Origin of the sequence: Enterobacter cloacae complex sp.6700776 (genome assembly GCF_048284255.1) — a bacterium.
Lineage (GTDB): Bacteria > Pseudomonadota > Gammaproteobacteria > Enterobacterales > Enterobacteriaceae > Enterobacter > Enterobacter intestinihominis.
Genome location: NZ_JBLVYK010000005.1, coordinates 193,010 through 203,650 on the forward strand (window position 1 = coordinate 193,010; position 10,641 = coordinate 203,650).

Annotated in this window: 11 protein-coding genes and 1 pseudogene; 4 read left to right on the forward strand and 8 right to left on the reverse strand. The window is 54.8% G+C overall.

Annotation, left to right across the window (positions count from 1 at the left end; all coding sequences use genetic code 11):
- Positions 1–80 precede the first annotated feature (80 nt).
- Both ribD and nrdR read right to left on the reverse strand, forming a co-directional pair.
- On the reverse strand, positions 81–1,184 hold the full coding sequence (gene ribD, locus ACNQ0T_RS10660; RefSeq protein WP_022647225.1) for a bifunctional diaminohydroxyphosphoribosylaminopyrimidine deaminase/5-amino-6-(5-phosphoribosylamino)uracil reductase RibD: 1,104 nt from the start codon (positions 1,182–1,184) through the stop codon (positions 81–83).
- A 4-nt stretch (positions 1,185–1,188) separates the two neighbouring features.
- Complete coding sequence (gene nrdR, locus ACNQ0T_RS10665; RefSeq protein WP_003859099.1) at positions 1,189–1,638, reverse strand: transcriptional regulator NrdR; 450 nt, start codon at positions 1,636–1,638, stop codon at positions 1,189–1,191.
- A 152-nt stretch (positions 1,639–1,790) separates the two neighbouring features.
- Between nrdR and ACNQ0T_RS10670 the strand changes: the two genes are divergently transcribed.
- Entirely contained in the window at positions 1,791–2,330 is a 540-nt protein-coding gene (locus ACNQ0T_RS10670) for a DUF3251 domain-containing protein (RefSeq protein WP_003859100.1), read from the forward strand.
- 268 nt (positions 2,331–2,598) lie between these two features.
- Positions 2,599–3,483 carry a nucleoside-specific channel-forming protein Tsx gene (locus ACNQ0T_RS10675; protein WP_032621817.1) on the forward strand — a complete coding sequence of 295 codons (885 nt, stop codon included), beginning with the start codon at positions 2,599–2,601 and terminating at the stop codon, positions 3,481–3,483.
- A gap of 88 nt (positions 3,484–3,571) precedes the next feature.
- On the opposite strand, the pseudogene ACNQ0T_RS10680 reads toward ACNQ0T_RS10675, so the two are convergent.
- The 6 genes and pseudogenes from ACNQ0T_RS10680 to queA form a co-directional block, all read right to left on the reverse strand.
- A pseudogene (locus ACNQ0T_RS10680) lies at positions 3,572–3,682 on the reverse strand (DNA-binding transcriptional regulator); the annotation flags it as partial.
- A gap of 70 nt (positions 3,683–3,752) precedes the next feature.
- The gene (gene secF, locus ACNQ0T_RS10685) at positions 3,753–4,724 is read right to left on the reverse strand and encodes a protein translocase subunit SecF (RefSeq protein ID WP_003859105.1); all 972 of its coding nucleotides are present in this window, start codon (positions 4,722–4,724) and stop codon (positions 3,753–3,755) included.
- A 10-nt stretch (positions 4,725–4,734) separates the two neighbouring features.
- Entirely contained in the window at positions 4,735–6,582 is a 1,848-nt protein-coding gene (secD, locus tag ACNQ0T_RS10690) for a protein translocase subunit SecD (protein WP_417930017.1), read from the reverse strand.
- A gap of 27 nt (positions 6,583–6,609) precedes the next feature.
- Positions 6,610–6,942: a preprotein translocase subunit YajC gene (yajC, locus tag ACNQ0T_RS10695; protein WP_003859109.1), complete on the reverse strand. Its 333-nt coding sequence runs from the start codon at positions 6,940–6,942 to the stop codon at positions 6,610–6,612.
- A gap of 22 nt (positions 6,943–6,964) precedes the next feature.
- Positions 6,965–8,092 carry a tRNA guanosine(34) transglycosylase Tgt gene (gene tgt / locus ACNQ0T_RS10700; protein WP_003859110.1) on the reverse strand — a complete coding sequence of 376 codons (1,128 nt, stop codon included), beginning with the start codon at positions 8,090–8,092 and terminating at the stop codon, positions 6,965–6,967.
- 53 nt (positions 8,093–8,145) lie between these two features.
- Complete coding sequence (gene queA / locus ACNQ0T_RS10705) at positions 8,146–9,216, reverse strand: tRNA preQ1(34) S-adenosylmethionine ribosyltransferase-isomerase QueA (RefSeq protein ID WP_022647221.1); 1,071 nt, start codon at positions 9,214–9,216, stop codon at positions 8,146–8,148.
- Between the two features lie 92 nt (positions 9,217–9,308).
- Between queA and acpH the strand changes: the two genes are divergently transcribed.
- Together acpH and ACNQ0T_RS10715 are read left to right on the forward strand one after the other, a co-directional pair.
- A complete protein-coding gene (gene acpH, locus ACNQ0T_RS10710) occupies positions 9,309–9,890 on the forward strand; it encodes an ACP phosphodiesterase (protein WP_022647220.1) in 582 nt (193 codons plus the stop codon).
- Between the two features lie 127 nt (positions 9,891–10,017).
- Positions 10,018–10,620: a peroxiredoxin C gene (locus tag ACNQ0T_RS10715; protein WP_003859113.1), complete on the forward strand. Its 603-nt coding sequence runs from the start codon at positions 10,018–10,020 to the stop codon at positions 10,618–10,620.
- Positions 10,621–10,641 lie beyond the last annotated feature (21 nt).

Sequence of the window (10,641 nt, forward strand, 5' to 3'; positions counted from 1 at the left end):
CTTTACGGGTTCATTTGGCCCCGCAGGGGGGCGGATTTTATCATAATACTTTGCGCACTGCTTCCCTATTTCAGGAGCAATTACGCTGTCGTTAAATGGAGGCAGACATCCGGGCCTACCGGACGAATCTCGCTGAATGAGAGTTGCGGCGCATCGGCCAGTTTTTCAAGGCCGGGCAGCACAAACAGGCCGCGCGCGTCGTTACCTAACAGTTTAGGCGCAACGTAGACCAGAAGCTCATCCACCAGCCCTGCCTGGAGCAGCGCGCCGGCGAGCGTCGGACCGGCTTCAACCCAGATGCTGTTGACCTGCTGTTTACCCAGCAGCATCATCAGCACCACCAGATCGAGATGCCCGTTGTGCTCCGGTACCATAATGCTGCGCACGCCTTGCGGCCATTCGCGCGTATCTTCTTTGGTGCGGGCAATCCAGGTTTCCCCCGGCTGCTGCACGATACGGTGTTCCGGCGTCACGCGGTTCTGGCTATCAATAATAATGCGCAGCGGCTGACGCAGGTTCTCCTGCGGATAGAGCGCCTGGGTATCGGCATTCAGCTCATCCCAGCGCACGGTCAGGACCGGATCGTCAGCCAGCACCGTTTCACTGCTGGTGAGAATAGCATGGCTTTGTGCGCGCAGACGTTGCACATCGCGCCTTGCCTGTGGCGAGGTGATCCACTGGCTCTCGCCGTTCGCCATCGCCGTGCGGCCATCCAGTGACGCGCCAAGCTTAAGCTGGATAAACGGGAAACCGGTGCGCATACGCTTCAGGAAGCCTTTGTTGATGGCTTCGGCATCCTGCATCATCAGGCCGTGACTGACGTCGATCCCTTCCTGTTGCAGACGATACAGCCCGCGGCCCGCCACCTGCGGGTTAGGATCCTGCATGGCGGCGACAACGCGCGAGACTCCCGCCGCAATCAGTGCTTCGCAGCACGGAGGCGTGCGCCCGTGATGACTGCATGGCTCCAGCGTCACGTAAGCCGTCGCGCCACGCGCCCTCTCCCCCGCCATGCGCAGGGCATGCACTTCAGCGTGCGGCTCGCCTGCGCGGTAGTGAAAACCTTCACCCACGATCTCGCCATCTTTAACAATGACGCACCCGACATTAGGGTTAGGGTGAGTGGTAAACCGACCGCGCTGCGCCAGCTTCATGGCTCTCGCCATGTACATCTCGTCCTGCATAGGCTTAATCCTGTAAGCGGGCGATCTCTTCGCCAAACTCTTTAATGTCTTCGAAGCTGCGGTAAACGGAGGCGAAGCGAATATAGGCGACTTTATCGAGCTTTTTTAGCTGTTCCATCACCAGGTTACCGATCATTTTGCTCGGCACTTCGCGCTCACCTAGCCCCCGCAGATAAGATTTAATATGATTTAACGCCATTTCGACGTCATCGGAGCTGACGGGCCGTTTTTCCAGCGCCTTGAGCATCCCGCTACGCAGTTTTTCTTCATTGAACGGTTCGCGCACATCGTTACTTTTTACCACGCGCGGCATTACCAGCTCTGCCACCTCGAAGGTGGTAAAACGCTCGTTGCACACCAGACACTGCCGACGACGACGCACGGAAGACCCTTCGCCTACAAGACGTGAGTCGATGACTTTGGTATCCACAGCGGAGCAAAATGGGCAATGCATACGATGTCCCTGTTATCTGGTTAACTGATTTCTATTTTACCCTGAACTGGCCCGACAACAAAGGAAGAGCTTTTTGAGACAAAGGATCTATGCCTGACGCCACTATCCTGTCTACCATTGCAGCAATGTGTGATTTCAAGGAATTAAACGCAATGACAAGACGTTACCTGAAAATAGTGCTGGTTGGGAGCCTGTTCACGCTCAGCGCCTGCGCACAGCAAAGTGAAGTTCGCGAGATGAAACAAAGCGTGAATACGCTCAATGTGGCGATGGACAAACTTAATAAAGAAACCGTGAAGATCACCCAGCAGAACGCGCTGAATGCCAAATCCAGCAATGGCGTTTATTTATTGCCGGGCGCAAACACGCCCGCGCGTCTGAACAGCCAGATTGGCACGCTAAAGATGTCTCTGGTGAATGTTGCAGCGAATGCCGATGGTACGCGCGCAACATTACGCATTCAGGGTGAATCCAACGATCCGCTTCCCGCCTTCAGCGGCACCGTAGAGTGGGGCCAGATTCAGGGCACCACGGAGAGCTATCAGGAGGTGAATGTGAAGAATCAGCTCTTCACCGCCCCCGCCAGCACGCTGGCACCGAGCGATGTTGATATCCCGCTCCAGCTGAGCGGACTGACGCCAGAACAGTTGGGCTTTATCCGCATTCACGACATTCAACCTGCCGCGCAATAACCCGCCCTTTTAGCGGAGTGAAATGTCACTCCGCTAACATTTACATTTCGTATGGATTGGCAACATAAATGATTGCCGCTACAATCCCGGCCGTTTAAAGTACGCAAACGTGAACGCAATCGATTACGTATGTGAGAGATATGTGAAACAACACATATTTTTGTGAGCAAGGATTCCTATAATAGGCTCCGCAGAAACACGAAATATTTAGAAACGCAATTCGCGCATTTTTCACTCCCGGAAGGGAATTTCAATCAGTGGCATGATTATGAAAAAAACATTACTCGCAGCTGGCGCCGTGCTGGCACTGTCCTCCTCTTTCACTGTTAACGCAGCGGAAAACGACAAACCACAATATCTTTCCGACTGGTGGCACCAGAGCGTTAACGTGGTAGGCAGCTACCACACCCGTTTCGGGCCGCAGATCCGCAACGATACCTACCTGGAATACGAAGCGTTTGCCAAGAAAGACTGGTTTGATTTCTACGGCTACGTCGATCTGCCGGTATTCTTCGGCGGTAACTCCGATGCGAAAGGTATCTGGAACAATGGCTCCCCGCTGTTCATGGAAATCGAACCGCGTTTCTCTATCGACAAACTGACCGGCACCAGCCTGGCGTTTGGTCCGTTCAAAGAGTGGTACTTCGCGAACAACTACATCTATGACATGGGTCGCAACGATTCTCAGGAACAGAGCACCTGGTATATGGGTCTGGGTACTGACATCGAAACCGGCCTGCCAATGAGCCTGTCACTGAACGTGTATGCGAAATACCAGTGGCAGAACTATGGCGCATCAAATGAGAACGAGTGGGACGGCTACCGTTTCAAAGTGAAATACTTTGTGCCAATCACTCAACTGTGGGGCGGTAACCTGAGCTATATCGGCTTCACCAACTTTGACTGGGGTTCAGACCTGGGCGACGATAACTTCTATGACAACAACGGGAAGCATGCTCGTACCAGTAACTCCATCGCCTCCAGCCACATTCTGGCGCTGAACTACGATCACTGGCACTACTCTGTTGTTGCGCGTTACTGGCACAACGGTGGCCAGTGGAACGACGACGCCAGCCTGAACTTCGGCAACGGCGACTTCAGCGTTCGCTCTACCGGTTGGGGTGGTTACCTGGTCGTGGGTTACAACTTCTAACCTGTGCGGACTTCGCCCGGTGGCGCTGCGCTTGCCGGGCCTACGATCCGAATGTAGGCCGGGTAAGGCGTAGACGCCACCCGGCTTTTTACTGCTTCACCTTCCGCAAAAAATCTGCCAGAGCTCTGTCCGCACTTTCGCTAAAGCGTCTCTCCGTCTGCACAATATTGAGGCACCTGTCGAGCCGGAAGCAGCGGTATGCATACTGTCAGGAGTAGACAAAAAAAATCCCGGCCAGCAGGCCGGGATTTCGATACCGCATAAGACTCTTACGGCAGAATGGACGGCTGATCCGCCCCTTCTTTCTCGACTTTCTGCTGGATCAGATGCTCGCGCTTCATGCCCAGCTTCAGCGCCAGCGCGGACGCGACGTAGATAGACGAGGCCGTACCGATAGACACACCGATCAGCATGGTCAGCGAGAAGCCTTCCAGCACCGGGCCACCGAACAGGAACAGCATCAGGATCACCATCAGGGTGGTGCCGGAGGTGATCAACGTACGGTGCAGCGTCTGGGTCAACGACACGTTAAAGATTTCGTACGGCGTGCCGCGACGGATCTTACGGAAGTTTTCACGAATACGGTCAGATACCACGATACTGTCGTTCAGTGAGTAACCGATAACGGACATCAGGGATGCCACAATCGTCAGGTCAATCTCAATGTGGAAGAGAGACAGTATGCCCATGGTGATCACCACGTCGTGCGCCAGAGCGATAACCACGCCTGCCGCCAGTCGCCACTCAAAGCGGAAACCGACGTAAATCAGAATCGAGATCAGCGCCACCAGCAGCGCCATCGCACCGGTCTGCGCCAGGTCAGCACCAACGCTCGGGCCGACAAACTCAATACGCTTGACCGTTGCATCCTGGCTGGTCGTTTCGTTAATAACCTGAACGACCTTGCTGCCCAGCTCCTGGCTGCCGTTGGCATCGTGTACCGGCGGCATACGCACCATGATGTCGCGGCTGCTGCCGAAGTTCTGTAGCAACGGCTCTTCAAAGCCCGCTTTTTGCAGAGACTCACGCATCTGGTCCATATCGACCGGTTTTTCCAGGGTAATTTCGATCACCGTACCACCGGTGAAATCCAGACCCCAGTTAAAGCCTTTCACGCCCATAATGACGATGGACAAGATCAGCAGAAAACCTGAAATGCCGAAGGCCCAGTAGTCCCAGCGCATAAAGTCCCAGACTTTACGGCCGTGGTTCAATTGTTCAACAGTATATTCCTGTGCCACAACGCACTCCTCAGATAGACAGCTTTTTGACGCGCTTGCCGCCGTACAGCAGGTTCACGATGGCACGGGTGCCGACAATAGCGGTAAACATCGACGTTGCGACACCGATACCGGTAGTAATCGCAAAGCCTTTGATCGCGCCAGTACCCACTGCATACAGGATAAGAACCTTAATCAGTGTTGTTACGTTCGCATCGAAGATGGAGCTGAACGCCCCTTTGTAGCCTTCTTCAATCGCCTGCTGTACAGAACGACCGTTGCTCAGCTCTTCTTTGATACGTTCGTTTATCAGTACGTTGGCGTCGACCGCCACCGCAAGGGTTAGAACGATACCCGCGATACCCGGCATGGTTAGCGTCGCCCCCGGCAGCAGGGACATGATACCGATGATCAGCACCAGGTTGGCAATCAGCGCGGAGGTCGCAATCAGGCCGAACTTCTTATAGAAGAAGATCATGAAGATGATGGACACCGCCAGACCGGCCAGACACGCTTCCAGACCCTGCTTGATGTTCTGCATACCCAGGGTTGGACCGATGGTACGCTCTTCAACAATCTGAATTGGCGCAATCAGCGCACCGGCACGCAGCAGCAGAGAGAGCTGACGCGCTTCGTTCGGGTTGCTGATACCGGTAATACGGAAGCTGTTACCCAGACGAGACTGGATGTTGGCGATGTTAATCACCTCTTCCTCTTTCACCAGCACGGCACGGCCATTGGCGTCTTTCTTACCGCTGTCTTTGTACTCCACGAACAGGGTCGCCATCGGCTTGCCGATGTTGTCCTTGGTGAAGTTAGACATGATGTTGCCACCTGCGCTGTCCAGCGAGATGTTAACCTGCGGCTGGTTGTACTCATCCTGGCTTGAAGTGGAGTCGGTGATATGGTCACCGGTCAGGATCACGCGTTTGTACAGCACAACCGGCTGGCCTTCGCGGGTCTGTTTCACTTCGGAATCGCCCGGCACACGGCCTGAAGCCGCAGCAGCCTGGTCAACGTTGGCGTTAACCAGACGGAACTCCAGAGTCGCCGTCGCGCCCAGAATCTCTTTCGCACGGGCGGTATCCTGGATACCTGGCAGTTCGACCACGATACGGTCAGCACCCTGACGCTGTACCAGTGGCTCAGCCACGCCCAGCTGGTTTACACGGTTACGCAGAATGTTAATGTTCTGCTGAACGGCGTACTCACGTGCTTCACTCAGACGCGCGTCGGTCATTACCGCACGCAGCTGGTTGCTGCCCTGAGTGGTGATCACCAGATCGCGGTGACGTTGAGACAGATAGGTCACAGCCTGATCGCGTGCCGCGCTGTCGCGGAACGTGATGCTCATGCCGTAGTTATCTTCTTTACGTACGGTGGTGTACGGAATGCCTTTATCGCGCAGATCGCTGCGCAGGCTGTCGATATTCTGTTCCTGTAGCTTGCCGAGCGCGGTATCCATATCCACTTCCATCAGGAAGTGAACGCCGCCACGCAGGTCAAGACCCAGTTTCATTGGCTCTGCGTTCAGCGCAGCCAGCCAGCGTGGGGTTGCAGGAGCAAGGTTAAGCGCCACGACATATTTATCACCCAGCACGCCCATCAGCGCTTCACGTGCGCGGAGCTGCGTGTCGGTGGTGTCGAAGCGAGCAAGAATTGCGCCCTCTTCCAGTGCCACAGACTTAGCGGTAATTTTTTCTTCTTGTAACGTTTTCTGGACCTGGATCAGCGTTTGCTCACTGGCGGCGACACCGCGCGCGCCAGTGATTTGAACGGCCGGATCCTCACCATACAGGTTGGGAAGCGCGTACAGCAGGCCGACGATAATCACGACGACCAGCATGATGTACTTCCACAAAGGATAACGGTTTAACACGGCAGTTCCCTTTGGGAAAAGTTGGGATTACAGCGCCTTCATGGTGCCTTTCGGCAGAACGGCAGCTACGAAGTCACGTTTGATAACCACTTCAGTGGTGTCGTTCAGGGCGATAGCAATGTAGCCGTTTTCCGCTACTTTGGTTACGCGACCCACCAGGCCACCATTGGTCAGGACTTCATCGCCCTTCGCGATGGAGTTCATCAGGTTTTTGTGCTCTTTAGTACGCTTCTGCTGTGGACGCAGGATCATGAAGTAGAAGATCAGACCGAACACAACCAGCATCAGAATCAGAGACATCGGGCTGCCCTGCGCTGGTGCACCCGTTGCTGCTACCGCATCAGAAATAAAAAAGCTCATTCAAATTCCCTCATTATTAAAATTAATCAACGTTCAACGGTGGAACATCCCGCCCCTGACGTTGGTAGAAATCGGTCACGAAGCTCTCTAATTTACCCTCTTCGATAGCCTTACGTAAACCAGCCATTAAGCGCTGATAATAACGAAGATTATGAATGGTATTGAGACGCGCCCCCAAAATCTCGTTGCAACGATCGAGATGATGCAGATACGCGCGAGAATAATTGCGACAGGTATAGCAATCGCACTCGGAATCGAGCGGGCTGGTGTCACTCTTATGCTTCGCGTTACGGATTTTCACCACGCCATCGGTAACGAACAGATGACCGTTACGTGCGTTTCGGGTTGGCATAACGCAGTCGAACATATCAATGCCGCGACGTACGCCTTCCACCAGATCTTCTGGTTTACCCACACCCATCAGGTATCGTGGTTTATCCGCCGGGATTTGCGGGCAGACATGCTCCAGAATACGGTGCATATCTTCCTTCGGCTCACCCACAGCCAAACCGCCGACAGCGTAGCCATCAAAGCCTATCTCTACCAGACCTTTAACCGAGATATCGCGTAAATCTTCGTAAACGCTGCCCTGGATAATGCCGAACAGCGCATTTTTGTTTTGCAGGGAGTCAAAACGGTCGCGGCTACGCTTCGCCCAACGCAGGGACATCTCCATGGAACGTTTGGCATAGTCCCAGTCCGCCGGGTATGGCGTACATTCGTCGAAGATCATCACGATATCGGAGCCGAGATCGTACTGAATCTCCATAGACTTTTCCGGATCGAGGAAGATTGGATCGCCGTTGATCGGGTTACGGAAGTGTACGCCCTGCTCGGTGATCTTACGGATATCGCCCAGGCTGAAGACCTGGAAACCGCCGGAGTCGGTGAGGATGGGGCCTTTCCACTGCATGAAGTCGTGCAGATCGCCGTGGAGCTTCATGATCTCCTGGCCTGGACGCAGCCACAGGTGGAAGGTGTTGCCGAGAATAATCTGTGCGCCAGTGGCTTCAACTTCTTCCGGCGTCATTCCTTTTACGGTGCCGTACGTGCCCACAGGCATAAACGCGGGGGTTTCTACCACGCCGCGATCAAACACCAGGCGACCGCGACGCGCGCGGCCATCGGTGGTATCGAGTTCAAATTTCATTTTTTCTCCGACGTCAGAAAAACAGTCCAACGTTGTAACACGGTGCCGCGGACTTATTCCCCGACACGCTCATTCAAAGCCTGCGGATTGTACGTGATAAACATCGCGTCACCGTAGCTAAAAAAGCGATATTTTTGTTCTACCGCAGACTTGTAGGCGTTCATCGTATGCTGATACCCCGCAAACGCGGAGACCAGCATAATCAGCGTCGATTCAGGCAGATGGAAGTTGGTCACCAGCGCATCAATGACTTTGTACTGATAGCCCGGGTAGATAAAGATCTGCGTATCGCCAAAGAAGGGCTCAATCAGCTCTTTTTTCGCGGCCTGCGCAGCGCTCTCAAGGGAACGTACCGACGTTGTACCGACAGCCACGACGCGGCTACCGCGCGCTTTCGCCGCCAGCACCGCATCCACAACCTCCTGCGGCACTTCGGCATACTCAGAGTGCATGATGTGGTCTTCGATGCTGTCCACGCGCACCGGCTGGAACGTCCCCGCGCCGACGTGCAGCGTCACGAAGGCCATCTCAATACCCTTGGCGCGCAACTTTTCCAGCAGCGGTTCATCAAAGTGCAGGCCCGCCGTTGGCGCCGCCACTGCGCCAGGCTTCTGGCTGTAGACGGTCTGATACAGCTCGCGGTCGGCTTCTTCATCCGGGCGTTCAATGTACGGCGGCAGCGGCATGTGGCCGATGGCGTTGAGGATATCAAGCACCGTGCGCTCGTCGTTGAACTCCACCTCGAACAGCGCGTCGTGACGCGCGGTCATGGTCGCTTTGATGCTCTCGTCATCACCCAGCAGCAGTTCAGCGCCCGGCTTCGGCGCTTTGGATGCGCGAATATGTGCCAGAATACGTTTATCATCGAGCATACGTTCGACCAGCACCTCAATCTTGCCGCCGCTGGCTTTACGGCCAAACAGACGCGCTGGGATCACGCGGGTATTGTTAAAGACCAGCAGATCGCCAGGGTTGAGCTTGTCGAGCAGATCGGTGAAAGTACCGTGCGTCAGCGCGCCCGTTGGCCCGTCCAGTGACAGCAAGCGACAGCTGCTACGCTCAGGCATGGGGTAGTGAGCAATCAGGGATTCAGGTAGTTCAAAGGAGAAATCGGCGACGCGCATGACGTATACTCGTGACTTAAAAACAGGCGGCATAGTCTAGTGCTCACACCCTTTTGCTGCAACAACTAGCCGCCACCGGACGAATAAAACGCATGAATTTTCTCGCTCACCTGCATCTCGCTCACCTCGCGGACAGCTCCCTCTCCGGCAATTTGCTGGCCGATTTCGTACGCGGCAACCCCGCGGAAGATTATTCCCCCGAGGTTATCGACGGGATTTTTATGCACCGCCGCATCGACGTGCTGACCGATAACCTGCCGGAAGTGACGGAAGCCAAAGCCTGGTTCCGCCCCGAAACGCGACGCGTGGCGCCGATCACGCTCGACGTCATGTGGGATCATTTCCTGTCGCGCCACTGGTCCCAGCTGTCGCCTGATATGTCGCTGCCTGAGTTTGTGCGCTACGCCCACGCGCAGGTGTCGATCATTTTGCCGGACTCCCCACCGCGCTTTGTGAATCTGAATAACTATCTGTGGTCTGAACGCTGGCTGGAGCGTTACCGCGAGATGGATTTCATTCAGAACGTGCTCAACGGCATGGCCAGCCGTCGACCGCGTCTGGACGCGCTGCGCGACTCCTGGCACGACCTGGACAAACATTATGACGCGCTGGAAACGCGCTTCTGGCAGTTCTACCCGCGCATGATGGCGCAGGCGAAAAATAAAGAACTGTGATGCCGGTTCGATTGATAGGTAAAAGCTGGTGGAACGATTGTTACCACCTCTTTGTCTTATTCCCGCGCTGCCTCTATACTGGCCCGCGTTGCGTTCCAAATAACCTTAGTATCTACAGGAGAATCATATGGTTCTGGTAACTCGTCCGGCTCCGGATTTTACAGCTGCCGCCGTTCTGGGCAACGGTGAAATCGTTGAAAACTTCAACTTCAAACAGCACACCAACGGTAAAGCGACCGTTCTGTTCTTCTGGCCAATGGACTTCACTTTCGTTTGCCCGTCTGAGCTGATCGCGTTCGACAAACGTTACGAAGAATTCCAGAAGCGTGGCGTGGAAGTGGTTGGCGTCTCCTTCGACTCTGAATTTGTACACAACGCATGGCGTAACACCCCTGTCGAAAACGGCGGCATCGGTGCGGTGAAATACGCGATGGTTGCGGACATCAAACGTGAAATCCAGCAGGCTTACGGTATCGAACATCCGGACGCTGGCGTTGCGCTGCGTGGTTCTTTCCTGATCGACGCGAACGGCATCGTTCGTCACCAGGTTGTGAACGATCTGCCGCTGGGTCGTAACATTGACGAAATGCTGCGCATGGTTGACGCGCTCCAGTTCCACGAAGAGCACGGTGAAGTGTGCCCGGCTCAGTGGGAAAAAGGTAAAGAAGGTATGGCGGCTTCCCCAGACGGCGTAGCTAAATACCTGTCTGAGAACGTATCCAGCCTGTAATCGGCACGGTTTACGAAAAAA

Bases quoted from the DNA above. Each gene is read 5' to 3' on its own strand.
- ribD (WP_022647225.1), bottom strand. From the start codon at position 1,184: ATGCAGGACGAGATGTACATGGCGAGAGCCATGAAGCTGGCGCAGCGC.
- nrdR (WP_003859099.1), bottom strand. From the start codon at position 1,638: ATGCATTGCCCATTTTGCTCCGCTGTGGATACCAAAGTCATCGACTCA.
- ACNQ0T_RS10670 (WP_003859100.1), top strand. From the start codon at position 1,791: ATGACAAGACGTTACCTGAAAATAGTGCTGGTTGGGAGCCTGTTCACG.
- ACNQ0T_RS10675 (WP_032621817.1), top strand. From the start codon at position 2,599: ATGAAAAAAACATTACTCGCAGCTGGCGCCGTGCTGGCACTGTCCTCC.
- yajC (WP_003859109.1), bottom strand. From the start codon at position 6,942: ATGAGCTTTTTTATTTCTGATGCGGTAGCAGCAACGGGTGCACCAGCG.
- tgt (WP_003859110.1), bottom strand. From the start codon at position 8,092: ATGAAATTTGAACTCGATACCACCGATGGCCGCGCGCGTCGCGGTCGC.
- queA (WP_022647221.1), bottom strand. From the start codon at position 9,216: ATGCGCGTCGCCGATTTCTCCTTTGAACTACCTGAATCCCTGATTGCT.
- acpH (WP_022647220.1), top strand. From the start codon at position 9,309: ATGAATTTTCTCGCTCACCTGCATCTCGCTCACCTCGCGGACAGCTCC.
- ACNQ0T_RS10715 (WP_003859113.1), top strand. From the start codon at position 10,018: ATGGTTCTGGTAACTCGTCCGGCTCCGGATTTTACAGCTGCCGCCGTT.